The organism is Lysinibacillus sp. JK80 (assembly GCF_027557635.1).
GTDB classification, from domain to species: Bacteria; Bacillota; Bacilli; order Bacillales_A; family Planococcaceae; genus Lysinibacillus; species Lysinibacillus capsici.
In genome coordinates this window covers 1306423-1333358 of sequence record NZ_CP058997.1, presented here as the reverse complement: position 1 = coordinate 1333358, position 26936 = coordinate 1306423, and the positions used below count along the sequence as shown (strand labels likewise).

The following is a 26936-nucleotide window of genomic DNA, read 5'->3' as shown; positions in this document are numbered from 1 at the left end:
TATGCAGGGAAAAGTAAGACAATTGGGCATTGAAATTGGTGTGTTACCAGTTGGTCAGAAAAACTGCATCACCGATGTAGAAGGAGTTCAAGTGGGGCATGTGACATTGGATGAGCCATTAGATCAGAATGGGGCCTATGCGTGTACAGGCGTTACAGCCATTTTACCGCATGGAGGCAATGTATTTCAGCAAAAGGTAACAGCGGCAAGCTATGTACTAAATGGCTTTGGGAAAACAACGGGACTTGTGCAAGTGAATGAACTAGGTGTACTGGAATCGCCCATTATGTTAACCAATACTTTTGGCGTACCCGCTGTGACACAAGGTACATTAAGCTATATGCTTGATAGGAATGAAGACATTGGACTGACAACAGGAACCATTAATCTCGTTGTGGGCGAGTGTAATGATAGTTATCTTAATTCGATTCGAGCTTGTCCAGTGACACCTGCGCATGCCATAGAAGCCATTCGCCAAGCCTCTACAAAGACGGCACAGGAAGGCGCTGTTGGTGCAGGAAAAGGGATGATGTGTTTCGGCTACAAAGGAGGAATTGGTTCTTCCTCTCGCATCGTCAAAGTAGAATCAAATGAAGTGAACTATACAGTAGGCTGCCTAGTTCTTAGTAACTTTGGACAAGACAGGGAGTTTTTAGCCGAGCATTACAAAGTCTCAACTATGCAAAACCAATCTACTCTATCACCAACAGATGGCTCCATTATCATTGTCCTTGCGACAGATGCCCCGCTAAGTAATCGACAATTAACACGTATCATTAAACGCTGTGGTATCGGTTTGGGACGGACAGGCAGTCATTTTTCACATGGTAGTGGCGATATTGTGATTGGCTTCACGACGGCACATTGTATTCCTCATACCGCTGATCAGCTTATTGAGACTAGAACTCAGCTTCGTGAGGATCATCCCATCATGAATCAACTGTTTACAGCCGCAGCGGAAGCGACAGAGGAAGCGATACTAAATTCATTATCCCAAGCTAAGACAACAACTGGCCGCAATGGACATACTGTACAAGCTTACTCCTTTCAACAGGCATAAAAGAAAAGGCTATTGAAACAGCAATTGTGTTTCAATGGCTTTTTTTGAGCACCAAACAGGTTTCGTTAATTTTTTAGCATGAGCGAGCTATAAGATGAATAAAATCCTTAATTAGAGGATATAAGTGGTTTTTCGACCCGTCAATTGCTGGAATATGTATCATTGTAAGAATATATCCATTATTTTGTAATTATTCTTTTTTTATCTAGTCAATGGGAGAGAGATATGATAACATTCAACTTAAAAAACTGAATTATCTAACTATTTAAAGGAGGGTTCCGTTATTATAAACCTTTTTCAACCGATAGTACCCTCTCTAAATGGAAGCCCCTCGCCATCACCAGTTGTCTGTGAAAACAATGAGCCGCTTATCCAGCTTACAGGTGCTCATCCTAGGATATTTATGGAACCCATCTACTATCAGCAACAGATTTCTAATAGTTTACGAGTTATTCATGTAAGAGAAGGAGTCTATGAGCGTTTGCAACAGGTGTTAACATTATTACCTCAAGAGTATTGCTTATTACTTTATGATGGCTATCGCCCATTTCAAGTACAGCAGCATTTGTTTAGCCATTTTTCTCAGCAATTAGCAAAAAGGATGCCGCAGTTAACATCACAAGAGATTGTGCAGGCGACCAAAAAATATGTAGCATTTCCAAGTAAAGATGCAGCCCATTTAGCCCCCCATTTAACAGGGGGTGCCATCGATGTAACACTGGCTGATGTTCATGGTAAAGCCCTCGATCTTGGGACAGCGTTTGATGAAATGAATGAAAAATCCGCGACCCGTTATTTTGAACAACATACGCATGAAAATCCGCTTGCCTGTCAGTACCGACGTTTGCTGTATAACTGTATGACACTTGCTGGATTTACGAACTATGCGGAGGAATGGTGGCATTATGATTATGGCAATGTGGCATGGGCTAGACGTGTTCAAGCACAGGCAGCGCATTACGGAGCAGTACACGCAACAATTCAAAATCACCATGTAAAGGAGTTTCGATTTCTATGAAAGTTTATATTAGTGCAGATATTGAAGGGATTACAGGTACAACTTCGTGGAGTGAGACCGAGTTAAACGCACCTGACTATCAGTTTTTCCAAAGACAAATGACACGTGAAGTAGAAGCTGCCATTGAAGGAGCGATAGCGGGGGGCGCAACCGAAATTTTAGTAAAGGACGCACATGATTCAGCCCGCAATCTAGACATTTCCAATTTACCAATCAACTGTAAAGTTATCCGTGGCTGGACATACGACCCTATGTGTATGGTAGCGGGTCTCGATAAAAGCTTCGATCGTGCTATTTTTATCGGCTATCACAGCAAGGGTGGCAGTGAGCGTAACCCACTAGCCCATACACTTTGCACATACGCGGATGTCAAAATCAATGGCGAATATGCGAGTGAATTTCTGATCAATACGTATGCAGCAGCCTTACACGGTGTTCCTGTGTCCTTTGTGAGTGGGGATGTGGGGTTAACAGAAGAGATTCAGGCCGTAAACGAACACATTGTCACATTTGCTACTAAGGAAGGAATCGGCAATGCGACGATTAGTGTCAGTCCACAACTAACTATCATGGAAACCAAGCGACTGGTAGAGTCTTCTATGAAGGTTCCTCGTACCGCATTACAGGTAACGTTGCCAGAACATTTTAGGGTAGAGCTTATTTATCGTGATCATACACGAGCCTATCGTAATTCATTTTATCCAAATGCCAAATTCAAACCGCATAATACCGTGGAGTTCATGACCCATGATTTTTATGAGGTGCTGCGTATCCTGCAATTTTTAACATGATGGAAAGGTTTAGGGGGAGCTTTTATATCAAGTGAGGATTCTAATTCATGAAAGGTGAGAAGTGATCAAAAAAGTGGTGGACCCGCTCAAAAAGCAGTGGGACACGCTGTCTGAGTGGTTTGATAGTTGATAGAACCGACAATTTAATCTCATAACTGTGACAATGAGTATGTACCGTTGTTCATTTCATCGATAGATGGTCAATTTAGACAGACCTAGCTTATGTTTGAATGATCCTATTGAAGATGCAATCCATCCTACCAATAGGATTTTCATTATAAAAAGATGACTAGGGGGATGCTTGTGAGAAAATATTGGTTGCTGTTCGTATGTCTGGTCGTATTATTTTGTGTAGCCTGTAATGACAAATCAGCGAGTGAAAAAGCATCGGAATATCGAGTGGTGTATTCAGGGGAAATTAAAACGTTAAATTATTTAAAGACGTCAGAAACAAATGAATTTGCGGTAGCTGCGAATATGGTGGATGGGCTCATTGAATATGACAACTATGGGGTGGTCCAGCCAGGATTAGCGAAAGAGTGGTCTGCGAATGAGGATGCTACGGTGTGGACATTCAAATTGCGTGATGACGCAAAATGGGTGACACATGAGGGCAAGGAATATGCAGATGTTGTGGCACAAGACTTTGTGGATGGCTTACACTATGTGCTTGATGCTAAAAATGAATCGTCGACGGCTTGGATTGCGACGGTGGTGAAAAATGGGGAAGCCTTCTATAATGGCGAGATGAACGATTTCAAGGAAGTAGGCATAAAGGCGCTAGATGAACATACAGTAGAATATACTTTAGAGGCGCCGACACCCTATTTTCTTTCTATGTTGAATTATGTTTGTTTCTTCCCTGTGAATGGCAAGTTCATTGCGGAAAAGGAAGAGGATTTTGGCACAACACGTGAAAACTTCCTCTATAACGGTGCCTATATTTTAGATAAATTTGAGCCACAAAATGAACGCGTTCTTGTGAAAAATGAAACGTACTGGGATAAAGACAAGGTGCTGATTGACCGTATTCGCTATAAATACAATAAAGAAGCGGCAACTGTGGCGCCTGAGCTCTTTTTACGTGGCGAAATCGATTCGGCTAGTATCCCGACCTCCATCATTGATGAATGGTTTAAAGATGAAAAGAAAAAATCTCAGGTTCGTCAAACACAAAATAACTTCTATACCTACTTTTATGCACTCAACTTCAACCCACAATTTGACGCACAATACGAGCCTGATAACTGGGAAATCGCCGTCAATAATAAAGATTTCCGCAAATCCTTATTCCATGCGCTTGACCGTGTCTCCGCGATGCTAACGGTTGAGCCATATAATCCAGCAGATTTGCTGAGCAATACCATTACACCGAAAAACTTTGTTGATGTGGAAGGAGTGGATTATACACAACTAGCACCCCTTACATCCATTTCCAATGAGGATTCCTTCAATAAAGAGCTGGCCCTAGAGTATAAAGAAAAGGCAAAAACAGCGTTAGCAGGTAAGGCCACATTCCCTGTAAAGGTTTTAATGCCTTATAACGCTGGTATGCCAGATTGGGCTAATCGCTCTCAAGTAGTCGAGCAGCAAATGGAAAAACTACTAGGGACAGATTATGTCGACATTATTGTAGAGGCTGGTCCATCGACAGGCTTTTTATCAGAGGTACGTCGTCCAGGTAAATTTGCACTCTTAGAGGCGAACTGGGGTCCTGATTTTGCAGATCCATCTACGTATACAGATCCTTTCACAGTAGATGGTACTTACAATAAACCAGAATTAGCAGAGGGCTATAAAGAGGCGAATGGTAAAACAACTTATCAAAATCTTGTGGATCAAGCGAAAGAAACAATTGACACAGCCAAACGCTATGAGCTATTTGCGAAGGCAGAAGCGTTTTTAATTGAGGAAGCCTTTGTTATTCCATATTCAGTTGGTGGTAGTGGCTATATGGCATCTAAATTAAATCCATTCGAGGCGCAATATTCGCCATTTGGTGTAACGGCAGAGAAATTTAAAGGCCAGCAAGTGCTAGAAAAGCCAATGAGTAATGAAGAATTTAAAAAAGCGCTTGCTGAGTGGGAGGAAGAACGTGCGGAAGCACTAGCCAATGCTGAAAAGTAGTAGAATTTCGTAGATGAAAAGGAGATACCGAAAAGAATAGTCGGCATCTCCTTTCGTCTTTTTGACAAAGGAGGATGGCGCGATGTTGCAGTATATAGGAAAACGACTCTTACAATCCGTTTTAACCCTTTTTATTATCATCACCATTGTCTTTTCATTATTACGGCTAATGCCAGAGGAAGGCTATTTAGGAGCAGCAGCTGATAAAATGTCACCTGCTCAGCAGGAAATTTACTTAACAAGTCTCGGCTTGCGAGACCCAATCCTTGTCCAACTAGGGAATTTTTACAAGAATTTACTTCAGGGGGATTTGGGTAAATCAGTGACTTATCGTACCGATGTCCCAGTAGTGACGATTATTGCAGATAAAATCACGTATTCTCTGCTCTTTGGTTTAGGAGCAGTCGGTTTATCACTCCTGATTGGTGTGCCGTTAGGAATAATGATGGCCTATCGTAAGGGACGTTGGCTGGATCGACTTGGGACAGGCTATATCGTATTTGTTGTTGCAGTCCCTGCAGCGGTTTATTACTTAGTTATTCAAATGTATATTACAGAACTCTTTCAATTACCGATGCTGTTTGATGAATACAGGCCGATTACTTGGATTCTTCCACTTACGTCAATGGCATTGGCGCCAACTGCCTCCTACGCGATGTGGATGCGACGCTATATGGTGGATGAACTGAACAAGGACTATATTAAGCTGGCTAGGGCAAAGGGCGTAAAGGAGCGGACACTGATGTTCAAGCATGTATTACGTAATGCCTTTATTCCCATGGCACAATATTTACCTGCAACGATTCTGTTTACGATTACAGGCTCGATTTATATAGAGTCGTTGTATTCCATTCCAGGGATGGGGGGCTTACTTGTGGATGCTATTCAGCGACAGGATAATACGATTGTGCAAGGCCTAGTGTTAGTGTTCTCTTCCCTTGGTATCATTGGCCTTATTTTAGGGGATATTGCCATGGCACTTGTCGACCCTCGTATTAAATTAGGCAAGGGAGGGGGTGTACGTTAATGGGGATGTATACAGATGAAATCAATAATATTTCAAATAAATCACGTGAAACCCTATTTGAATTTGCCGAAGTGGAGGCAAAACAGGCGGAGGAAACGGGCTATTCAAATTATTCTTATTGGCGATCTACATGGCAATCCTTTTTGAAAAATCGACTAGCCGTTTTTTTATTAGTTGGGGTGATCATCATTGTTGGCTTTACGATTCTACAGCCCTATTTACCTGCGCAAAAATCACCAACTGAAATTTACTTGGATGAACAAACAGGGATGCAGGCACGTAATATTGCACCTAGTGCAGAATTTTGGTTTGGCACGAATTCAATCGGTCAGGATTTATGGTCTCGTATTTGGGCGGGGACGAGAACCTCACTCTTTATTGGCTGTGTTGTCGCCTTAGTGGAGGCAGTGGTGGGCATTACAATTGGCACGCTATGGGGCTTTTCACGGAAATTAGAAGCGCCTATTACACAGCTTTATAATGTTGTCGATAATATCCCCACAACCATTGTGCTTATTTTAATGTCCTATATCTTACGGCCAAGTATTTCAACCATTATTATTGCCATGTGTATTACGGGGTGGGTGGAAATGGCGAGGTTTATCCGCAATCAAATTGTTATTTTGCGTGACCGCGAATACAATCTAGCCTCAAAGTGCTTAGGCACACCTGATTATCGTATTATCCTAAAAAATCTATTACCTTATTTAATTTCTGTCATTATGCTACGCATGAGCTTAGCGATACCCTTTGCAATTGGGGCCGAAGTCTTTTTGACGTATATTGGTTTAGGGCTTCCGATCAGTGAGCCATCCTTAGGAAATTTAATTAATGAAGGACGTGTCCTTATGATGTCACCAGATCTAAGGTATCAGCTTATTTTCCCAAGTATTGTGCTAAGCGTTATTACGATCGCATTTTATATTATTGGTAATTCCTTTGCAGATGCAGCAGATCCGAAAAACCATGTATAAGGAGAGGAAGCGAGTGACAGTGAAAAAATCAAGCATATTAGGCATCCAAAATTTAGTGATTCAGTTTACGCTACGTGGTCGAATTTTAACAGCGATTCGCGGTATTTCACTCGACCTTTACAAGGGAGAGAGCTTAGCCATTGTGGGTGAATCAGGTTCGGGTAAATCCGTGCTGATGAAATCCATTATGGGCTTGCTCGATAAAAATGGTCGTATTAAGCAGGGACAAATTATTTACAATGCACAGGATTTAGGCAAATTCACAACAGAGCAAGAATGGCTAGGGATTCGTGGTAAGGAAATAGCGATGGTGACACAGGATCCGATGACATCGTTAAACCCGCTCAAAACCATTGGAAAGCAAATTGAAGAATGTGTGGTTATGCATCAAGGCTTAAGAGGTAAGGAAGCCTATGCAGAAACATTAAAACTGTTAACAGATGTCGGCATTACCGATGTGCAAAAGCGCTATAAGCAATACCCCCATGAATTTTCAGGAGGGATGCGCCAACGTATCGTTATTGCGATTGCCATTGCGTGTAAGCCGAATATTTTAATATGTGATGAGCCCACGACAGCTTTGGATGTAACCATTCAGGCACAAATTTTACAGCTCTTGAAAAGTCTTCAGCAAAAATACGGCTTAACAATCGTCTATATTACGCACGATTTAGGCGTAGTCGCAAAAGTGGCTGACCGTATTGCCGTGATGTACGCGGGCGATGTCATCGAGGTTGGGGAAACACATGAAATTTTCTTTCATAGTAAGCATCCTTATACGTGGGCGCTTATTTCCTCTTTACCACAGCTTGGCTCAAAAGGGGAACAATTGTATTCCATCAAGGGCACACCTCCGAATCTTTTTCAGGAAATAAAGGGAGATGCCTTTGCCCCACGAAATCCATATGCATTGAAAATTGACTTTATCGAGCGGCCACCTTTTTTTCAGGTCAGTGATACCCACTATGCTCGTACATGGTTATTAGACCCACTTGCACCAAAGGTAGAGCCTCCAGCAGCCTTACAAGCATTTTTTGCAGAGGGGAGGCAGTATGCGAATGACTGATAAAGAGGTGCTTGTAGAAGTAAAAAATTTATCTGTTGTTTTTGGCAAAGGAAAAAATAAGTTTACAGCCATTGATGATGTCAGCTTTCAAATTTTTAAAGGCGAAACATTTGGCATTGTAGGTGAGTCAGGGTCAGGGAAGACAACGATTGGTCGAGCGATTATGCGCATCAATGAGGTCACAGAGGGACAAATTTTGTACCATGGTAAAAGTATTCAGGGGAAAATCCCTAAAGATTGGGATAGAGAAATTACGCAAAAAATCCAAATGATATTCCAGGACCCTATGGCATCTCTGAATGAACGAGCAAAAGTAGATTATATTGTCTCAGAGGGCTTATACCCTTCGAAAAAATATAAAGATGAGGCAGATCGACAACAAAAGGTGTGCGATGCGTTATTGAACGTTGGGCTACTTCCAGAGTTCTCAAGCCGCTTTCCGCATGAGTTTTCAGGAGGTCAACGCCAACGTATTGGCATTGCTCGTGCGTTAGTGATGGAGCCAGAGTTTATCATTGCAGATGAGCCAATATCCGCCTTAGACGTATCCATTCGAGCGCAAGTATTAAATTTATTAGCAAGCCTTCAACAGCGAAATCATTTAACGTATTTATTTATTGCCCATGATTTATCGATTGTCCGTTTTATTACGGATCGTACGGCAGTCATTTATAAGGGGAAGATTGTGGAGCTAGCGGAAACAGAAAAGCTTTTCGCTCATCCGCTGCATCCTTATACAAGGGCTTTATTATCAGCAGTACCAGAGCCGAATCCCTATAAGGAGCGGGAGAAAGTTGTAGAAGTGTATGATCCGTCACAGCATTGTTATGATGAAAATCCCCCCTCATTTGTTGAGATAGAGGAAGGTCATTTTATTTTAGCCAATGAAGAGGAACTTGCCCATTATCGTACTTCACTGAAAAGGGAGGAAAAGATATGATTTGTCCAAAGGCATTGAAAAAGGGTGACACAATTGGTCTTATTAGTGCTTCTGGAGCAACGCCACCCGAAAAGCTGCAACCTGCTATTGCTAGTATCGAAAAGCTAGGGCTCAATGTGGTCGTTGGGGAGACCTGTCACGCAAGACATGGCTATTTAGCAGGCACAGATGATTTACGGGTAGCAGATGTTCATCGTATGTTTGATGATCCAATGATTGATGGTATTTTTTGTATACGTGGGGGCTATGGTGCGACGAAAATTTTAGCCCAATTAGACTTTGACTTGATAAGTGCCAATCCAAAAGTATTTGCTGGCTATAGTGATGTGACCGCTCTACATATAGCTTTTAATCAGCTATGTGGCTTTGTAACCTATCATACGCCGATGCCATCCACAGAATTTATTAGACAGGAGATGGATGACTATACTTGGCAGTCGTTCATTCAGCTGATTATGGAGAATGAAAGAAAGGCGTACTACTTAAAAAATCCTTCTCACCAGCCCATGTCCACACTGGTGGCTGGGAGTGCTTCAGGTCAACTTATCGGTGGCAATTTAACATTAGTGACAGCTTCACTTGGCACGCCCTATGAAATTGATACACGAGGTAAAATTCTGTTTTTAGAAGATATCGATGAAACGGAGCAACGGGTGGATCGTATGCTGACACAATTAAAACTGGCAGGAAAGCTAGATGACGTGGCAGGCATTTTATTGGGCGCTTGGACAAATTGCGAACTTGAAAATTCCGAAAAGCCAGCTCATAGCTTATCATTACAAACTATTTTTCAAGAAATTCTAGTGCCTTTAGGGAAGCCTATGATTGCAGATTTGGCATGTGGTCATTGTTTACCAACGATGTCGCTTCCTTTAGGAAGAAGCGTCAAGATGGATGCGGACAATCAGCGTATCCATGTAGTTGGATAGGTGGTCTATGGAGCAGAGAATTACTACACTTATTCAAGAATCGCCCTATAACGTACATTTGTTTATTAAAAATCTAACAACGAATCAGTTGCTCATCAGTCATCAGCTAGAGACTTCATTTTCAAGTGCAAGTTTAATCAAAGTGCCGATTCTGTTAGCCTTGCTCTCATATATAGAGAAAAACAAATTATCACTTAATTCTACGCTTACGATTTCACCAACTGATTGGGTGGATTTTAGTGTGATTAGTGAACAAAGACTTACACAAAGCACTTTCTATGATCTGCTATTGTGGATGATTATTACTAGCGATAATACAGCTACGAACGTCTTAATCGATGTAGTTGGCATGGAATATTTGAATGACTATTTTCAGCATATCGGTTTACAGGACACACTGCTACAGCGAAAAATGATGGATGTGGAGCGGCTAGCAAAGGGCATAGATAATCGCACATCAGCAAGGGATATGGCACATCTTTATACGCAAATCTATCAGCAAGAGCTTTTATCGCCTCCCTACAATAAACTAGTCATTGATATTTTAAGCCGTCAGCGTATACATGACTCCCTAAAGCGCTATCTAGTAGAGGATGTGAGGCTGGCACATAAAACAGGCGGACTGGATACAGTCGATCATGATGTAGGGATATTTTACACGAATGCAGTCGATTATAGTATGGGTGTTTTTATAACAAATGTAACGGACAATGATCAGGCACGCCAACTCATTGGTCGTCTATCAAAAGTTGTCTATGACCAGTTGGTGAAGCGGAAGGGGGAGAAGGATGAAGGCTATCGTTACAGCCATGATTGCTAGCTTGCATGCCATGCCAGATAAAGATTCTGAACTAGTCGATGAAGTGCTTTATGGGATGACCGTAGAGATCATCAGGGATGTCAATGAAGATTGGGTTTCTATTCAAACGGCCTATCGTTACGAGGGTTATTGTCAGAAGGCAGACTTACTAAAAGAGGAAGCACTAGCATCTACATGGCAACAAGATGCACAGTATGTAGTGTGTCAAAGCTTTGCAGATGTTTTGCAGCAGCCACGTATTCAAAGTACAAAGCTGCTAACGCTTGTAAGAGGCTCTTCCATTCGTGTTATGTCAGACGAAGCAGTACCTGAAGAATGGTCAGCTGTACAGCTAGTGTCAGGACAAATAGGGTATGTTCGAACAAAATGGCTACAACCAAAAATAACAGCACATTCATTATCGGAGCAGCAGTTCCGAGAAAATGTGGTGGACACAGCGCTCAGCTATTTAACGGTCCCTTATCGCTGGGGTGGCAAATCGCCACTAGGTATTGATTGCTCTGGTTTATGTTCAATGGCTTATATGTTAAACGGTGTCTATATTTATCGTGATGCCCGAATAGTAGAGGGCTTCCCTATCGTTAACATAGAGCAAGCCCGAATGCAGAAGGGTGATTTAATCTATTTTCCAGGTCATATTGCTCTATACATGGGTGATGATTTGTATGTCCATTCATCGTTAGGTGGTAATGAAGTAACGATTAATAGTCTAGATGCCAAACACCCCCTCTATCGACAGGATTTAGCCACGACCATACTAGCAGTAGGTACTTTATATAACTCATAGAAGACTAGTTAAGCTTTTTTAAAGGTCAGTCCCATCTTGAGGATGATAAACGTACTGAGATGGATCAGTGCTAACACGATAAACTGCCAGAGCCCAATTAAAAATGTACTCATGCATAAATCAAACACTGCTTCACCTGGGGGCATATCTGGATAGGGCTCTAGTTGCCCATAATGCCACACAAAATAACAGGCGATAGAGGTGCCTTGTCCCACATAGACAAAGGTCCAATGGATAGAAGCTGCTACTCTTTGCCGACTACAACATAGTAAGAGGTTCGATAAAATAATAAGAGCGGGGAAAATAATAAGATAAAAGGAACCCTCTGCTATTTTTGTTGTGAAATATAGATTGTAGCTAAGCTGAATCAATGGCAATAGCATAAGGTTAACGGCGAGAAGACTGAGCAATTGTATACGCTTCACTGTGTTCCTATCCTTTCCGCATTTTTACACTAAGACGTTTAGACAAACGAATTAGTTTCATGAGAAAAAACGTCCATACTCCTTGATGAGTCATGGACGTTTTATGTTAATAATGATAAATATTAAGTTGCTGGCCTGCTTCAAGTCGTTCCGTTCGAAGCTGATTCCACTGCTTAAGTGATGTCACTTTCACATTATAGGCTTCGGCAATCTTCAAAAGTGAATCTCCATCAGCCACCGTGATGGTTTTCTTATCTTTTACAGGGCTATCATATTGCTGAAGGTCATATTTTGCGATCAATGTATTTAATTTTTCATTGTAAGCCGAATCAGTTGCATAGGAGCCTGTTAAAAACTTCGTCGCATCTGTATAGGTAGTTGTGTTGCTTTTGAAAACGCCTGCGTAAAAATCTTTATTCCATGACACGCCATTACGCATTAATTTTACATAATCCTGCATGGATGCTTCATAGGAAGGGTATTTGCGGAAGTCAGCCATGATGGTAGAAAGGTTGCCTGACCCATCATCCTCTGTGGTTTCGAGTGTGACGGAATTATTTTGGTAGCTGCCTTTCATTCCAAAAAGATTATAATTAGGGGCAGAGCCAAGTCCACTTTGCCCATGCTCACTTTCTAGAATCGCCTGAGCAATCATCACGGATGCATATAAGTCATTGTCAGCACCAAGATCTCGTGCGGTCTCTGCAATCTCACCGATAAACTCTTCCACACTTGGACGATCATCAATAACCACAGACTCTTCTCTTTCAGTCGTATTAAATAACTGTGTCACCATATAAAACGAAATACAAATAACAACAACGACAATCATAAGTCCTTTAAAAAAGTTTAGCACGTATTTCATTGTAGCTGGATGTTGGTCGTGACCACATCTCCCTCCCTTCTATTAAAAGTTTAGCTATCTCTCATTATTACAGAGAGTGAAAGAGATGTATAGTTGAATAGACTTCATCATTAATAGAACGTTTCTTGCCTTAATTAGTTCCTAAATCTATCTTAAAATTCTGAGACATAAATTGTTTGAATCTCTCAAAATATCGCTCGGACGCTTCCCATTGAATCGTGTTTAAATAAGATAGCTCTTGTCGACCAAAAACGTTAGGAGGCTGATAGTGGCGAGCAACATAGGATTGATTTTCGAGCGTATAAAAATAATACGCTTCATCAGGCGTCATAATTTCAATGCGAGCATGTATCCTATCGCCTTCATCATCCAAATAGGTTTGACGGAAGCTATAGCATTTGGAACCATCCCACAATCCATCATGTTCATCGTCTAAATCCAGAATCGTAGGATGCTGGAGAATTTGTTGTACATCTCGCACCTCGATACTATGCAAGTAAAGTTCTGCTACATTGATGCAGGTTAACAACATCAGCCAGTGCTGTTGTAAATCCACTAAATCCTCCTGGGGGGATGCTGTAATATCCCACCATTCAGCTTCTTCATCTAGTGTTTTTGTCAAGAGAGAGACGGATTGATCCTCATTAAGCCAAATAAAATAATGACACTGCGAGGTCAATATATAAATACTATCATTGCGTACATCTCCATCAGCATTGGTATGTGCGCGTTGGATCATAAAATAAACATCCTGTTCCGTCAAATCGAAAGAAGGTTTGTCAGGTGTCATCAGAATACATGAAGTCAGTTTCAGTATGTTTTCCGCATTGATCGAATGGTGCGTGAAATAAATAGGAGTTGCTATTGTCCTTTGAGGAACGCTTGTAAATTGAGTGAGTGCAGAACGCCCTTGTTTTAGAATTTCCACGAGTGAAGTGAAGGAAAAGCCGATGTCATCCTCATCCTCAGGTAAAAATATCTCGTCTACTAATACATCTTCAATACGGATAGGGAGCTCCTGAAAAACGCCATCTCCGTGCCATATATTTACGATACAAGGAATCGACTTCTGACCCTTTACGTTGATGCGATACTCATCATCTTGAACCAAAATTGCTGCCTGAAGATTGCCATTAACGATCGTTTCGCCATGATTGTAGGAGCCACATAATATATTCTCGACTGTCAGATGCCCGTGCACATAGATTTCCTGACCACCTACAGCTATATTTTTAGAAAGTACATTGCCCATCACTATCAGCCCAATTGCCCCATCTGTCTCTAAATTATAGAGGGTGTCTACGGTTAGATGACCATTGATGAAAATGAGAATGGTCTTGTCCTGTTGTGGGAATGGCATATCCCAGTCCAAATCAAGAGAGGGAAGTGTTAAATCCCCCTCATAGTACGCTACTAGATCATCCTCACTAAAATCCTTGTAAAACTTTGCCCACCAAGAGTCTGCTGGAAACCTTTTTGCTAGTTGTGAAATCGCCAAAAACTGAAAGCCATTATGCATAGGTCACGACCTCTCTACTACAATTTTTATTATTTTCTCACAGCTAGTAATTGGCAGTCAATTTCATAGAATGGTAGAGACAAGATTAATTTCATAGAAAATGGTATTATTAACCTTTAAAACAATGAGTTGAAAGGGCGTTTTGATTGAATACGATTTTTAATGTGACACAAAAACAACTATATGATTTTCTACTGAATGTAGCGACAATAAGACCAGTTTTTATTTGGGGAGCACCTGGCATTGGGAAATCAGCGATTGTTGAAAACTTTGCTAGTGAATTAGGGCTACATTGTGTATCGTTATTGGGCAGTCAGCTAGCACCTGAGGATATTATTGGTGTTCCGCAGATTAAGGATGGCTACAGTGTTTTTTGTCCACCCAAAATGATTGCACGCGATGAACCTTATTGCCTTTTTTTAGATGAATTAAATGCTTGCTCACAGGAAGTACAAAAAGCGTTTTATAGTCTTATTCATGAACGCAGGATTGGAGAGTTTACATTGCCAGAGGGTACGATTGTTATTGGTGCAGGCAATCGGGCTCAGGATAACGCGATTGTTAAGCCGATGTCCTCCGCATTAATCAATCGGATGGTCCATGTTCAGCTGAGGGCATCGCATAAAGATTGGCTTGAATGGGCCTATACACATGAAATACATCCATATGTGATTGAGTATATTCAAATGCGTCCCGATCATTTATGGAGCGAACCTCCGAAAACAGAAGAACCCTTCTCCACGCCTCGTTCATGGCATATGTTAAGTGATTGTTTGTATGCATATGGCAATAGCTTACAAGAACAAACAATTGATCTATTAGCAAGTAGCTGCCTGTCCGCGCATACTGCCAGTCAATTTAAAGCCTTTATCAAGCAAGTGCAAAGTAAATATGATCTCGCTAAAATTATTCAAGGAGAATTACGTTGGCCCGATCAACCTGATGAAAGAGATTTGCTTTATTTCATGGCACAATCCTTCCGGGCTCAGTTACTGAAGGAGCTTCCGAACGAGCATACGACATTGAAGGGCAATCAACGGCAATTAGCCTTTCGTGCCAAAGACTTGATCAAGGACCTATCATCCATCAGCTTAGAAATTGCACAGATGGTTGTGTCAGAGCAAAAGGGTGAAGCATTACCTGCCTGGTTTATGCTGGAGGTTATCCGAGATTTACCGCGTTTAGTAGCCAAAAAGGAAGGGTAGCGTATGGCCAAAAAGAAGAAAGCATCACAGCAGGAGCATAAAAATGAGAAAGCCATCGCACGTGGGCATGACATTGTCTGTACACATCCCCTGTTCGAGGCGTTGTGTCATGCTGTTTACATGCAATACGAAAGTATGCCCCAAAAGGATTGGGCTTACGTTACAAGCGCAGGTGTTATTTATGTGAATCAGGATAAAAAAGGTCAGCCAAATGAATGGGCTTATGTGATAGCGCATTGCTTGCTACACCTAGGCTTACATCATCATCAACCAAAAGAGCAGCAGGAGCTGTGGAATATTGCCTGTGACTGCTATATAACAAAATTTTTAGCAGAGCTAAAATTTGGTCAAGCACCAAAGGAAATGAGTAATCCTCTTTTTGAGGCCATTAGCTCTGAGGAAAAATTATATGAAAGATTTTTACGCGAAGGTGTGCCAGATGATTTGAAAGGCTATAGTACAATGCCAGGTCAAGGGGACTTTGTTATATCACAAAATCAAACAGGCTATCTTTATCGAGGGAATAGTAATTTCGCTGCATTATTTGCACAAGGTTTATCGAAAGCCGTGCAAAGTGCCATACGAGTAGCGGGAGGGGTAGAAAATACATTGGGAGGCACAACGAGGGTAACACAAGCACAGCGCGCAAAGGCTTGGTTTATGAGCTCCTATCCCTTATTTGGTGCTTTGGCAGCAGATTTTGCGATCATTGAAGACCCACTTATTTGCACAAGAATGGATATTTCGGTCGCAGCCATTGCAGTCGAAACAAAGGAAATTTATTTGAATACGGCGGTGGGAATGACCGATGAGGAAATGCGGTTTCTCATGGCACACGAATTGCTGCATGCAGGTTTAAGCCATGCGACCCGCAGACAAGGACGTGATCCTTACTTATGGAATGTTGCTTGTGATTATGTTATCAATGGCTGGCTCATCGATATGCAAATCGGCGAGATGCCAGCATTTGGCGGGCTATATGATCCAGCATTAAAGGGACTTTCAGCCGAATCTATTTATGATCGTATAGTTACAGAGATTAGGATGTATCGCAAATTAAGAACCTTTCGAGGGCAGGGCATAGGAGATATGATCGAAACGAATCCACCAGATTTTTGGGAAGGCAAGGTTGGGGTGGATTTAGATGCTTTTTATAGAAGGGCATTGAGTCAAGGGTTAAGCTATCATATGACCCAAGAGAGAGGATATTTGCCACAAGGGCTCATTGAGGAAATTCGTAGCCTAGCACAGCCTCCTATTGCCTGGGATGTGGCATTAGCCAAATGGTTTGATCGGATGTTTCAACCGATAGAGAAAGTTAGAACGTATACCCGCCCCAGTAGAAGGCAAGCATCGACACCTGATATAGCTAGACCAAGATGGATTCATCAAAGCGGTGAGGAAGATGGACGTACTTTCGCAGTCCTTATTGATACATCAGGCTCCATGGACCGACTCTTACTAGGAAAAGCACTCGGCACAATAGCGAGCTATAGCATCGCTAGAGATGTCCCCTTTGTTCGGGTTATATTTTGTGATGCTGTTGCTTATGACGCGGGCTATCTAGCCCCTGAAGAACTATTAACGAAAGTGAAGGTAAGAGGTAGAGGAGGCACAGTGTTACAGCCTGGTATACAGCTACTTGAAGCAGCACAGGATTTTCCAAAGGATGGTCCTATTCTGATTATTACAGATGGACAATGTGATCGTTTAGCCATTAAAAGACAGCATGCCTTCGTACTACCACAGGGGGCCAAGCTACCGTTTGTGCCCAAAGGCGAGGTATTTAGAATGAAATAGTTGCAGCTATCTACAAATGTTTGAAATGATTTTTGTTGGTGAAATATAAAAAGTGAACGCCTTTCATGAGCACATTTTAAAGGAGATGACAGATGATTACATTTGACAATGTCTCAAAACAATATGATAACAACCAAATAGCTGTCAAAGCGCTAAATGTAGAAATTAAAAAGGGTGAATTCTTTGTTATTATTGGCCCTAGTGGATGCGGCAAAACTACTTTGTTGAAGATGATTAATCGATTAATACCCTTAACAGCAGGCACCATCTGGATCAATGATAAAAGAATTAGCGATTATAATATCCATGAGCTGCGTTGGAGTATTGGCTATGTACTACAGCAAATCGCCCTATTTCCGCATATGACAATAGAGGAAAATATTGCGGTTGTACCAGAACTGAAGAAATGGAGTAAAACGAAAATCCATCAGCGTGTAGACGAACTATTAGCGTTGGTGGGTCTGGAGCCAGCGAAATATCGTCAGCGTAAGCCAAAGGAGCTGTCAGGAGGCGAACAGCAAAGGGTTGGCGTTGTTCGTGCCTTGGCAGCTGACCCAGAAATTATTTTAATGGATGAGCCCTTTAGTGCGCTAGACCCTATTAGTCGCACCAAACTACAGGATGATCTACTAGAGATGCAGCGTACCATCCAGAAAACCATAGTATTTGTATCACATGATATGCAGGAAGCACTGAAATTAGGAGATCGTCTCTGTATTATGAAAGATGGCGAAATTGTTCAGATAGGCACTCCACAGCAATTGCTACAAAATCCTGTAAATGATTTTGTCCAACAGTTTATTGGAGGTAAGCAGTCGGATCAATTGTTTACGATCCATGATGTGTTACAGCCAATCACAGTGACAAACGACTTTGGGCATACCATTCCTGTAGATGCCCCATTTCCGACGATTCTTGAAAAATTAGCCGAGCATGACTTGTTAGGTGTCGAAGAGAATGGCAAGCTCATTGGCATGGTGACAAGAGCTTCCACGCTTCGTTATTTAGCAGCGGATTCTAAGAAAAGAGGGCATGTGCATGGTGGCTAATGTGGTAGATGTATTTCAGGAACGGAAGGCACAGCTGCTGGCTGCATTACTAGAGCATATCCAAATCTCTTTTATTGCGCTATTTTTTGCTGTCCTCATCGCTATTCCCCTAGGTATCTATTTAACCAATAAAAAGAAAATAGCCGAGAGTATTATTGGAATCAGTGCTGTGCTGCAAACGATTCCTTCCTTAGCGTTGCTCGGCTTATTAATCCCTTTATTCGGTATTGGGAAAGTTCCCGCAATTATTGCGTTAGTCGTCTATGCGCTGTTGCCTATTCTACGAAACACCTACACGGGCATCAATGAGGTTGACCCATCACTGAAAGAAGCGGCATTAGCTATGGGAATGAATCGATCAAAGCGTTTAGTAAAGGTTGAGCTACCACTTGCTATGCCTGTTATGATGGCTGGTATTCGGACAGCGATGGTGCTGATTGTGGGAACAGCAACATTAGCTGCTTTAATTGGTGCAGGAGGCTTAGGAGATATTATATTACTTGGGATTGACCGAAATAACACGGCACTCATTCTTATAGGAGCCATTCCCGCTGCTATTTTAGCCCTGATTTTTGATGTGGCGCTTAAAAAGTTAGAATCTCTGTCCTTTAAAAAAACAGTAACGACGTTGAGTCTCATTAGTTTAGCGGCACTGGTAATGATTTTCTTCCCGCTCCTAAGCAGTAAACAGCAAGATGAAATTGTCATTGCAGGAAAGCTTGGTGCGGAGCCTGAGATTCTCATCAATATGTATAAATTATTAATTGAGCAGGAGACCGATTTAACGGTGACATTAAAGCCAGGGCTTGGTAAAACTTCATTTGTATTCAATGCATTGAAATCGGGCAGTATTGATATTTATCCTGAATTTACAGGCACCGCTATTTCGGAGTTTTTAAAGGAAGAAGCCATTAATAATAACCAAGAAGACGTCTATCTTCAGGCGAAAGAGGGGATGCAGGAGCAATTCGATATGGTCATGCTAAGTCCCATGAGCTATAACAATACGTATGCACTCGCTGTATCAGAGGAGCTGGCTGAGAGCTATCAACTGCAAAAAATCTCTGATCTTAAACCGATAGAGCAGAAGGTGAAAGCAGGCTTTACATTAGAATTTAATGACCGTGAGGATGGCTATGTTGGCATACAAAAACGGTATGGGATAGCCTTTACGACACTTGCAACGATGGAGCCAAAGCTTCGCTATCAGGCAATACAATCAGGTGATATTAATTTGCTAGATGCTTATTCAACGGATAGTGAAATTCGTCAATACAAGCTACGTGTATTGGAGGACGATCAAGCATTATTCCCACCATACCAGGGAGCGCCTTTACTAAGGAAAGAAACGCTGATTGACTATCCAGAGATTGGAGAAGCGTTAAATCAACTAGCTGATCACATTACAGATGATGAAATGCGAGAAATGAATTATCAGGTGAATGTAGAAGGAAAGCTTGCAGCAGAAGTAGCAAAAGAATATTTAGTAAAGATAGGATTATTAAAATAAACCCTCTACCTTTAGAGGGTTTATCTTTATCAATAATTTATTAATGATAAACATTAAAAAATTATTGATAGAGATAAAATGGGATGTATAATAGAGAGAAGGGAGGGAGAGGTGGATAATGGGGCAAACAATTCAAAGTAAAGAATTTCGATGGATGACAAAGGGGCTTCGTACCGCTTTTACCATCATCATGGTGATGATGATTTTTGTCTTGACGATGCTCGCGATTTTTATGGTGGGAGCAATGGTGGTATCAGAGCAACAAGTGAATCATTTATTAGCAAAGGGCAGTGTGACCGCTGCCGTTCAGTTAGAAGGATTGGAAATGAAGCTGGCAGACCATGTGACAAGGGACATTCACTATTCAAAAAAAGATGTCATGACCTTTCTATTTACTGCTACAATATACATAGCTATTTTATTAATGATTATTGTACAAGTGAGGAATATATTAAGTAACTTATCAAAAGGTATTGTATTTTCACTCGCTAATAGTAAAAAAATGGAGAGAATTGCCTACTGTGTGATTGTATTGAGCTTGACAGTAAATGCATTTCGTACATATACCGTCTATCTGATTATGCAACAATTCCAATTGGAGTCCCGATTTGTAGAGACGGGTTTGATCAAGGGGATTAGCTATCATTTTACAGGCATTCACTGGACTCTTTTACTATGTGGTGTGGTGATTTGGACCTTTGCACGTATTTTCCGATACGGTGCATTCCTTCAGGATGAATATGATGCAACAGCTTAGGAAGTGAAAACATGACCATAATTATTCGATTAGATCGTATGCTAGCGGATCGTAAAATGCAGCTGAGTGAACTTGCAGAGAGGGTAGATGTTTCGATTGTCAATCTCTCTAATTTAAAAACAGGCAAAGTAAGAGCCGTACGTTTTTCTACATTAAATGCCATTTGTAAAGCTTTGGGCTGCCAGCCAGGAGATATATTGGAGTATGTAGAGGAAGAAGATGACATCTAGAAGCAAAGCAGAAAGGATTTTTTGAATGACGGCTTTTAGTTTTTTAATGCTCGCTATTATAGCAGAGGTTTTTGCCAGTTCCTTGCTCAAGCGTACGGAGGGCTTCACACGAATTGGGCCATCAATTGGCGTAGTAGTAGGCTATGGAACGGCATTTTATTGTTTAGCCTTAACATTAAAAGTGATTCCTATTGGCACAGCCTATGCAATTTGGGCAGGTTTAGGGACAGCGTTAACCGCTATTGTGGGAGTTGTCCTCTATAAGGAACGATTTAATCGCAAGAAGGTATTAGGGATTCTATGCATTATCTTGGGTGTTGTGGTACTCAATCTTGCTGGTGGTCATTAGGAGGCTGAACAGGATGAAAGGCTATTTATTTTTAACACTATCGATTATAAGCGAGGTCTTTGCAACAACCATGCTGAAGTTCTCAGACGGCTTTACTGTCCTCGTTCCATCCTTGGCGGTAGCAATTGGCTATGGTATTTCGTTTTATAGCCTATCCCTCTGCTTAAAAACCATGCCATTAAGCTTGGCCTACGCTATCTGGTCAGGTGTCGGCACAGCTTTAACCGTTCTGGTAGGCATTGTCATTTGGCACGATATTTTTACTGTTTATTCTGCGATCGGTATTGTCCTCATTATAGGAGGCGTTATCTTGTTGAATCAGGGGGATAAAGATGAAGAAGTGGTGGATAGCCTAGCAAAAGGGTCAGATCTGTGAGGATAGGCGGATAGAAATGCGAAAGTAGCGGATAGCGGGTCTAAATTGATGGATAGGATTAGCAAATTGATGGATAGATTTGCAAAAGAGTTGGATGCTTGAGGAGATAGGCGGATAGAGATGCGAAAGTAGCGGATAGCGGGTCTAAATTGATGGATAGAATTAGCAAAGTGATGGATAGATTTGCAAAAGAGTTGGATGCTTGAGGGGATAGGTGGATAGAGATGCGAAAGTAGCGGATAGCGGATCTAAATCGACGGATAGGATTAGCAAAGTGATGGATAGCTTTGCAAAAGAGTTGGATGCTTGAGGAGATAGGCGGATAGAGATGCGAAAGTAATGGATAGGATTAGAAAATCGACGGAGAGGTCTGCCAAAACCTAGGCTTAGTTCAGCGCAAACCAATAGAATGGGGGAATTTGATGATAAAAGCTCTAATTTTTGATTTTGACGGTACAATCATTGATACGGAAACAGCATGGTATAACGTTTTTAAGGATGCCTATGCACAATATGGTGTTGAATTATCGTTAGCAACCTATGCTAAGTGCCTTGGGACCAATCTTCAAACCTTTAATCCCTATACATATCTTGTTACACATCATCACATACAACTGGATGTGGAGGCTTTTCAAACATCCATTCAGCAACGCCATGCACAATGGATGGAAACGGAAACGCTAAGACCTGGTATTTTAACATTGCTGCAGCAGGCAAAGGAAGCGGGTTTGAAGATTGGACTTGCAAGTAGCTCCAGTCGTCAATGGATTGATGTGTATGTGGATCGGCTGGGTATCCGACATTACTTTGATTGCTTTTGTAGCGCTGACACGGTGACAAATGTTAAGCCTGATCCAGAGCTTTACTTGCAGGCGCTTGAACAATTAGGAATAGAGGCTGATGAGGCCATGGCAATTGAGGATTCACCAAATGGCGCACAAGCCGCTGTAGCAGCGGGGCTTTATACAGTGGTCATTCCGAACGAGATTACCAAGCAATTACCATTCAATACTAAACACCATACCGTTACTGCATTAGAACAATATACAATACATGATCTCCTCGCAACATAAGCTTTTGCAAAAGCCTCCCCCTCATTGGTGGAGGTTTTTTTAGTTTCTTTAGGAAGAAGTCGCCATATTTTTTGTCGCAACATATGATAACGAGAGGGCAACTTACACGGATCAAATCGTATAGTCAAACTAAGAGAGGGGGCTACGAATTGAATAGTGATAAGAAAAGAAATCACTTTTTATGTGAAGCTTTAAGTGATTTAAAGGATCTTCAGGATATTATGATGAATTTTCATTCTAAATATTTTGGTCAGCTACTTATTAAAATTGTCGGGAGTGATACGATTCCATTTTTTTTAATTACACATAGTGGTGCTCATTTAAGCTTATTGGATACAGTGAAACAGTTTGAGACAGAGTTTTTCCGCATTGAGGCTGTTGATAGAGAGCGTTGCCGTGGCACAGTATCATTGTTGCGTGCTTTTGATTATGAAGGAAACGATACAAATTCGATTGCAGATGTGGTGAGGTTAGAAAAAACAAGTACAAAGAAATCTATTGAACTCAGTGGTATATCGGCCATTCAGCTCTTAAAGCCAGACATGTTGAAGGGGAAATTTATCATAGAGCCGAAATGGTAGTACCATATTAAACTACTAAAGCTAGAGCATCTGTCTATATGCAAGGGATACAAAGTGAATGTAATAGAGAGAGAATCTAATGAAAGGAAGTTTAGCTATGACGATTATTGGTATGCTGCATCATCGACTTGATCCAACAACAGTGCTCAAGTCCTATGCCTTTGCAGCAGTTGCGAAAGCTGAAGGCGCAACATTTTTTTACTTCACACCTAAAAGTGTGGACTTTGCCAAACGTTCTATTCGAGCAAAAGTCTATGAGAATGGACAATGGCAAGAGAAAACAATGCCCTTTCCTGATGTTATCTATAATGCAGGAAGCCCTGAGAAATTATCTGTCTCGAAGGAGATTATTGACCGTTTAAAAGAGGAGATTCCATTCACAACCCATTCAATCGGGAACAAATGGAATGTGATGAAACGATTAAAGGAAGCGAAGGAATTTGAACAGTATTTGATTCCCTCTGAAATTGTAAAGGATGCCGATTTATTTCATAAGTTCGTTAATTATTATAAACGAGTTGTGTTTAAGCCAATTGATGGACGAAAAGGGAAGGGTATTTATTTTATAACGAAGGCGGGAGCCAAATATTTTGAGGTGCGAAAGGATAGCACCACGACAACCTATACAAAGCCACAATTGGATGCATTGATAAAGGAGCAACTTGCGTCTGGCACCTTTATTATGCAGCCGTATATTCAATCTGTTACAAAATCTGGTCAGGTCTATGATTTCCGCCTACATGTTCAAAAAAATGGAGAAGGTAAATGGGTAGTGACAACGGTGTATCCACGCATTGCACCGAATGGCTCCATCATACCGAATATTAATAATGGTGGCTATACCAATTATTTAGATCCTTTTTTGGAGCAGGAGTTTAAGGAAGAGGCCTATAATATTCGGCGAATGCTTGAGCATTTTTCACTGGCGCTGGCACATCATCTGGATGAAATTCAAATGGCGAAATTTGGGGAAGTTATTGATGAAATTGGCATTGATGTAGGGTTAGATCAAAATCAAAAAATTTGGATGTATGAGGTCAATTGGCGCCCAGGCTGTCCTCCTGCCTTTTACTTGGAATTAGATGTGGTCATCCATTCTATCCGTTATGCGATGTATCTTGCCAAAAATCAAAAACCGCTCAAAAAGAAAATTGTCCAACAAAAAACGAAGCAGGTGGAGGCAAAGAAAACCTTACCTATTATTGCGATTACAGGAAGTGCAGGGAAAACCACGACAAAGGCATTTGTGGGTTCGATCTTATCGAAAAAGTGGAATGTATTTGAATCAAAGGATTATTGGAATACGACGGAGCATACGAAAAAGCATAAGGAAGAAATCAATGATACACATCAGGCCGTTGTATTAGAGTATGGTATGGCTTACCCAGGCATTATTACCAATCACTGTAGCATCATCCAGCCGAATATTAGTATTGTAACGAATATAGGCTTAGCCCATGTTGGGAACTTTGATGGAGATGTAAGGGGTGTTGCCAAGGCAAAATCGGAATTGATTCATGGTATGGATCAACAGGGATTACTCATTGTCAATCAAGATGATGACAATTCAAGATACTTAGAGACACAGCAATTTAAAGGGAAAATCATCACGGTAGGCATTAAAAAAGAAGCGGATTACCGTGCATATGATTTGCAATATAAAGATGTCGGCATGTCCTTTAAAATGAAGCTGCATGGGCAAGAAATAGAATTATATATTCCTATTTTAGGAGAACATCATGTATACAACGCATTGAATGCAGTGGCAGTGGCTGATCTTTTAGGATTTAGTCCATTTGATATTCAGGCAGGGCTCAACTTTAAAAAACCACCAAGACGTTTAACGATTTATAATTGCCGTGATGATATAACGGTTATTGATGATACAGTACACTCTCATCCGCAGGGGGTTCGTGCTGCACTCGATGTACTGAAGAATATCGCAACAAATCGCAAGGTAGCCATTATTGGGCAAATGCGAGAACTTGGTGTCTTGAGGGAAGAGGAATATCGTAAGGTTGGAGAGTACGTGTATGAGATCGGCATCGATGAATTTATTACCTATGGCTTTAGGACAGATGAAATGAGTAATGCTGCCATCGCGAAGGGCATGGACCCATCCAGAGTACATCATTTTATTAATAAAGATCAATTGCATGCCCTCCTTGAAAAGCTCATTAAGCCCCATGATACCATTCTTGTGAAGGGTGCAAGTAAAACCAATATGTTTGAAACCGTGAAGTTTTTAGATCAAACGTTTAAAGAAGAATAATCGTTTACGACTGATGAAGATAAAAAAGCCCGAGTAACTGTCCACTGGCAAGCGGCAATTATTCGGGTTATTTTTTTCAAACTCTCAAAATGAATTTTATTTCCTTCGCTGCAGTGATTGCGTGATTTCTTGCTTCCTTCAAGGTTGCTCCCTCTGCAATGACATAGGCGTAACGATGACCCATCGATAAAGGTGGGGTGAGGAGGGTGCCTCTTCTCGGTTTGACATATACTTCAACGACGCCAGTTGATCTTGTCGCTCTTGCCTTGCCAATAACCTTTTCTAAAATTCCTCTACTTTCCACAATGACATATTTTGTATACACAAATTTTTTATGTCTTGGTTGCAGATTAGGCTGTTCTCCTAGCAAAATCTTCAGTGTTTCTTCTACTAAACTAAAACCTAGAGCTGCTTGTAGCATATTATTCATAGCGCCACCTGAAATTCGAGGATTGATCTCGATAAGTTTCCAACCATTTTGGGTTAATCGAAGCTCTAAGTGAAGAGCCCCATTCTCAATACCAAAGGCTTTCACGATGGAATGGAGTACCTCCTCGATGCCTGATTGGATGTCTTTAGGGGCTTTCACTAGAACACCATAGCCAGTAATGATAAATCGTTTTCCTTGGGTAATTTCTTGCTCAATTATACCAATGACATGTGGTTGTCGTTGATAAACAACCGCCTCTACTAAATATTGAGGGCCATCTAGATATTCTTCAATCATGATGGTTTCATAGGGATTTTTACTGCGTAGTGCTTTGAGGTGGTTATTGAGCTGGTCGGCATCCGTTGCTAGTAAGACATCTTTTGAGCCAGTTGATTTAGGAGATTTTACGATTAATGGAAAGGTTAAATTTTTAGCTATAGGTTCGTTCGGTTTCATGAGCGAAAATTTTGGTGAGTATGGTTGGTCTTGTAAAAACTTTCTTGTTTTTTCTTTATCCTCCATAGTTTCAATGGCACTGGAGGATGTATAGTTCTGACAAAATTCATCACATAGTATTGAAGCAATATGGACAAATGGATCAACAAAACTAACGATACTTTTAATATTTAATCCAGCTTTTCCTAGTTTCTCAATTTCATCTTTCATGCTCTCGATATCAAAAGTATCAATGAGTATCATTTTATGGATGTCGGGGTAGGCTCTGCGCTGCTGAAGTTGTTTTTCATTATTTGTGAAAAGTACTGTGAAGTAGCCTAATTTTTCTGCTGCCCTTGTTGCTTCACGACTAGACCCAGATTTGTTTGTACCGATAAATACAATGGCTTTCAGGTATATCACTCCTTCTATTGGTACTTAGATACTTAATCACCTTTATATATATGCAATGAAATAGATTTCCTCTAGTTATGTATCTTGTCTACATCCAAGCAACTTTT

General features: G+C 41.1%; 26 protein-coding genes. 22 read left to right on the top strand and 4 right to left on the bottom strand.

Annotated elements, in window-relative coordinates:
* Nucleotide 1 precedes the first annotated feature (1 nt).
* The 11 genes from HXV90_RS07195 to HXV90_RS07145 all read left to right on the top strand — a co-directional run bounded on the left by HXV90_RS07195 (nt 2) and on the right by HXV90_RS07145 (nt 11539).
* A complete protein-coding gene (locus HXV90_RS07195; protein ID WP_269898718.1) occupies nt 2-1060 on the top strand; it encodes a DmpA family aminopeptidase in 1059 nt (352 codons plus the stop codon).
* 403 nt (nt 1061-1463) lie between these two features.
* Complete coding sequence (locus HXV90_RS07190; RefSeq protein WP_082148105.1) at nt 1464-2078, top strand: M15 family metallopeptidase; 615 nt, start codon at nt 1464-1466, stop codon at nt 2076-2078.
* Nucleotides 2075-2869 carry a M55 family metallopeptidase gene (locus HXV90_RS07185; protein WP_048390228.1) on the top strand — a complete coding sequence of 265 codons (795 nt, stop codon included), beginning with the start codon at nt 2075-2077 and terminating at the stop codon, nt 2867-2869. The genes HXV90_RS07190 and HXV90_RS07185 overlap by 4 nt, the downstream gene beginning before the upstream one ends.
* 303 nt (nt 2870-3172) lie before the next feature.
* On the top strand, nt 3173-4996 hold the full coding sequence (locus HXV90_RS07180; RefSeq protein ID WP_269898717.1) for a peptide ABC transporter substrate-binding protein: 1824 nt from the start codon (nt 3173-3175) through the stop codon (nt 4994-4996).
* Between the two features lie 82 nt (nt 4997-5078).
* Nucleotides 5079-6023, top strand: a complete 945-nt coding sequence (locus HXV90_RS07175; RefSeq protein WP_115673944.1) for an ABC transporter permease — start codon at nt 5079-5081, stop codon at nt 6021-6023.
* Complete coding sequence (locus HXV90_RS07170) at nt 6023-6997, top strand: ABC transporter permease (RefSeq protein WP_269898716.1); 975 nt, start codon at nt 6023-6025, stop codon at nt 6995-6997. Before HXV90_RS07175 ends, HXV90_RS07170 begins: the two co-directional genes overlap by 1 nt.
* Nucleotides 6990-8063, top strand: a complete 1074-nt coding sequence (locus HXV90_RS07165; protein WP_103117823.1) for an ABC transporter ATP-binding protein — start codon at nt 6990-6992, stop codon at nt 8061-8063. Before HXV90_RS07170 ends, HXV90_RS07165 begins: the two co-directional genes overlap by 8 nt.
* On the top strand, nt 8056-9003 hold the full coding sequence (locus tag HXV90_RS07160; RefSeq protein ID WP_269898715.1) for an ATP-binding cassette domain-containing protein: 948 nt from the start codon (nt 8056-8058) through the stop codon (nt 9001-9003). Before HXV90_RS07165 ends, HXV90_RS07160 begins: the two co-directional genes overlap by 8 nt.
* Nucleotides 9000-9932 (top strand): S66 peptidase family protein, encoded by a 933-nt coding sequence (locus HXV90_RS07155; RefSeq protein ID WP_269898714.1) that lies wholly within the window; start codon nt 9000-9002, stop codon nt 9930-9932. The genes HXV90_RS07160 and HXV90_RS07155 overlap by 4 nt, the downstream gene beginning before the upstream one ends.
* 7 nt (nt 9933-9939) lie before the next feature.
* Complete coding sequence (locus HXV90_RS07150; RefSeq protein WP_269898713.1) at nt 9940-10752, top strand: serine hydrolase; 813 nt, start codon at nt 9940-9942, stop codon at nt 10750-10752.
* A complete protein-coding gene (locus tag HXV90_RS07145) occupies nt 10721-11539 on the top strand; it encodes a C40 family peptidase (protein ID WP_269898712.1) in 819 nt (272 codons plus the stop codon). Before HXV90_RS07150 ends, HXV90_RS07145 begins: the two co-directional genes overlap by 32 nt.
* Before the next feature lie 8 nt (nt 11540-11547).
* Here HXV90_RS07145 and HXV90_RS07140 read toward each other — a convergent pair whose 3' ends face one another.
* The 3 genes from HXV90_RS07140 to HXV90_RS07130 all read right to left on the bottom strand — a co-directional run bounded on the left by HXV90_RS07140 (nt 11548) and on the right by HXV90_RS07130 (nt 14348).
* Nucleotides 11548-11964 carry a hypothetical protein gene (locus HXV90_RS07140; protein WP_269898711.1) on the bottom strand — a complete coding sequence of 139 codons (417 nt, stop codon included), beginning with the start codon at nt 11962-11964 and terminating at the stop codon, nt 11548-11550.
* Between the two features lie 106 nt (nt 11965-12070).
* Complete coding sequence (locus HXV90_RS07135) at nt 12071-12796, bottom strand: glucosaminidase domain-containing protein (protein ID WP_269898710.1); 726 nt, start codon at nt 12794-12796, stop codon at nt 12071-12073.
* Nucleotides 12797-12959: 163 nt separating this feature from the next.
* Nucleotides 12960-14348: a hypothetical protein gene (locus HXV90_RS07130; RefSeq protein ID WP_259419110.1), complete on the bottom strand. Its 1389-nt coding sequence runs from the start codon at nt 14346-14348 to the stop codon at nt 12960-12962.
* Nucleotides 14349-14494: 146 nt separating this feature from the next.
* Here HXV90_RS07130 and HXV90_RS07125 point away from each other — a divergent pair, with 146 nt between their 5' ends.
* The 11 genes from HXV90_RS07125 (at nt 14495) to HXV90_RS07075 (ending at nt 25550) form a co-directional block, all read left to right on the top strand.
* Entirely contained in the window at nt 14495-15553 is a 1059-nt protein-coding gene (locus HXV90_RS07125; RefSeq protein WP_004229422.1) for an AAA family ATPase, read from the top strand.
* Between the two features lie 3 nt (nt 15554-15556).
* The gene (locus HXV90_RS07120) at nt 15557-17353 is read left to right on the top strand and encodes a vWA domain-containing protein (RefSeq protein WP_269898709.1); all 1797 of its coding nucleotides are present in this window, start codon (nt 15557-15559) and stop codon (nt 17351-17353) included.
* A gap of 92 nt (nt 17354-17445) precedes the next feature.
* Complete coding sequence (locus tag HXV90_RS07115) at nt 17446-18402, top strand: ABC transporter ATP-binding protein (RefSeq protein WP_048390257.1); 957 nt, start codon at nt 17446-17448, stop codon at nt 18400-18402.
* Nucleotides 18392-19912, top strand: coding sequence for an osmoprotectant update ABC transporter permease/substrate-binding subunit OpuFB (gene opuFB / locus HXV90_RS07110; RefSeq protein ID WP_269898708.1), 1521 nt, complete (start codon nt 18392-18394; stop codon nt 19910-19912). Before HXV90_RS07115 ends, opuFB begins: the two co-directional genes overlap by 11 nt.
* A 118-nt stretch (nt 19913-20030) precedes the next feature.
* Entirely contained in the window at nt 20031-20669 is a 639-nt protein-coding gene (locus tag HXV90_RS07105) for a DUF2975 domain-containing protein (protein ID WP_257961310.1), read from the top strand.
* An 11-nt stretch (nt 20670-20680) separates the two neighbouring features.
* Nucleotides 20681-20899 carry a helix-turn-helix domain-containing protein gene (locus HXV90_RS07100; RefSeq protein ID WP_004229412.1) on the top strand — a complete coding sequence of 73 codons (219 nt, stop codon included), beginning with the start codon at nt 20681-20683 and terminating at the stop codon, nt 20897-20899.
* Nucleotides 20900-20924: 25 nt separating this feature from the next.
* A complete protein-coding gene (locus HXV90_RS07095; RefSeq protein WP_048390263.1) occupies nt 20925-21248 on the top strand; it encodes a DMT family transporter in 324 nt (107 codons plus the stop codon).
* A 13-nt stretch (nt 21249-21261) separates the two neighbouring features.
* Entirely contained in the window at nt 21262-21624 is a 363-nt protein-coding gene (locus tag HXV90_RS07090; protein WP_048390266.1) for a DMT family transporter, read from the top strand.
* 422 nt (nt 21625-22046) lie between these two features.
* Nucleotides 22047-22697: an HAD family hydrolase gene (locus HXV90_RS07085; protein WP_269898707.1), complete on the top strand. Its 651-nt coding sequence runs from the start codon at nt 22047-22049 to the stop codon at nt 22695-22697.
* Between the two features lie 149 nt (nt 22698-22846).
* Entirely contained in the window at nt 22847-23278 is a 432-nt protein-coding gene (locus HXV90_RS07080) for a hypothetical protein (RefSeq protein ID WP_036081468.1), read from the top strand.
* A 79-nt stretch (nt 23279-23357) separates the two neighbouring features.
* Entirely contained in the window at nt 23358-25550 is a 2193-nt protein-coding gene (locus HXV90_RS07075) for a YheC/YheD family protein (protein WP_269898706.1), read from the top strand.
* Nucleotides 25551-25626: 76 nt separating this feature from the next.
* On the opposite strand, the gene HXV90_RS07070 is transcribed toward HXV90_RS07075, so the two are convergent.
* The gene (locus tag HXV90_RS07070) at nt 25627-26838 is read right to left on the bottom strand and encodes an ATP-grasp domain-containing protein (RefSeq protein ID WP_048390271.1); all 1212 of its coding nucleotides are present in this window, start codon (nt 26836-26838) and stop codon (nt 25627-25629) included.
* Nucleotides 26839-26936: the final 98 nt, after the last annotated feature.

Coding starts and splice junctions, on each gene's coding strand:
- opuFB (WP_269898708.1), top strand. CDS start 18,392: ATGGTGGCTAATGTGGTAGATGTATTTCAGGAACGGAAGGCACAGCTG.
- HXV90_RS07120 (WP_269898709.1), top strand. CDS start 15,557: ATGGCCAAAAAGAAGAAAGCATCACAGCAGGAGCATAAAAATGAGAAA.
- HXV90_RS07170 (WP_269898716.1), top strand. CDS start 6,023: ATGGGGATGTATACAGATGAAATCAATAATATTTCAAATAAATCACGT.
- HXV90_RS07135 (WP_269898710.1), bottom strand. CDS start 12,796: ATGATTGTCGTTGTTGTTATTTGTATTTCGTTTTATATGGTGACACAG.
- HXV90_RS07105 (WP_257961310.1), top strand. CDS start 20,031: ATGGGGCAAACAATTCAAAGTAAAGAATTTCGATGGATGACAAAGGGG.
- HXV90_RS07175 (WP_115673944.1), top strand. CDS start 5,079: ATGTTGCAGTATATAGGAAAACGACTCTTACAATCCGTTTTAACCCTT.
- HXV90_RS07115 (WP_048390257.1), top strand. CDS start 17,446: ATGATTACATTTGACAATGTCTCAAAACAATATGATAACAACCAAATA.
- HXV90_RS07095 (WP_048390263.1), top strand. CDS start 20,925: ATGACGGCTTTTAGTTTTTTAATGCTCGCTATTATAGCAGAGGTTTTT.
- HXV90_RS07130 (WP_259419110.1), bottom strand. CDS start 14,348: ATGCATAATGGCTTTCAGTTTTTGGCGATTTCACAACTAGCAAAAAGG.
- HXV90_RS07185 (WP_048390228.1), top strand. CDS start 2,075: ATGAAAGTTTATATTAGTGCAGATATTGAAGGGATTACAGGTACAACT.
- HXV90_RS07100 (WP_004229412.1), top strand. CDS start 20,681: ATGACCATAATTATTCGATTAGATCGTATGCTAGCGGATCGTAAAATG.
- HXV90_RS07145 (WP_269898712.1), top strand. CDS start 10,721: ATGAAGGCTATCGTTACAGCCATGATTGCTAGCTTGCATGCCATGCCA.
- HXV90_RS07150 (WP_269898713.1), top strand. CDS start 9,940: ATGGAGCAGAGAATTACTACACTTATTCAAGAATCGCCCTATAACGTA.
- HXV90_RS07190 (WP_082148105.1), top strand. CDS start 1,464: ATGGAACCCATCTACTATCAGCAACAGATTTCTAATAGTTTACGAGTT.
- HXV90_RS07160 (WP_269898715.1), top strand. CDS start 8,056: ATGACTGATAAAGAGGTGCTTGTAGAAGTAAAAAATTTATCTGTTGTT.
- HXV90_RS07195 (WP_269898718.1), top strand. CDS start 2: ATGCAGGGAAAAGTAAGACAATTGGGCATTGAAATTGGTGTGTTACCA.
- HXV90_RS07165 (WP_103117823.1), top strand. CDS start 6,990: ATGTATAAGGAGAGGAAGCGAGTGACAGTGAAAAAATCAAGCATATTA.
- HXV90_RS07075 (WP_269898706.1), top strand. CDS start 23,358: ATGAAAGGAAGTTTAGCTATGACGATTATTGGTATGCTGCATCATCGA.
- HXV90_RS07155 (WP_269898714.1), top strand. CDS start 9,000: ATGATTTGTCCAAAGGCATTGAAAAAGGGTGACACAATTGGTCTTATT.
- HXV90_RS07085 (WP_269898707.1), top strand. CDS start 22,047: ATGATAAAAGCTCTAATTTTTGATTTTGACGGTACAATCATTGATACG.
- HXV90_RS07090 (WP_048390266.1), top strand. CDS start 21,262: ATGAAAGGCTATTTATTTTTAACACTATCGATTATAAGCGAGGTCTTT.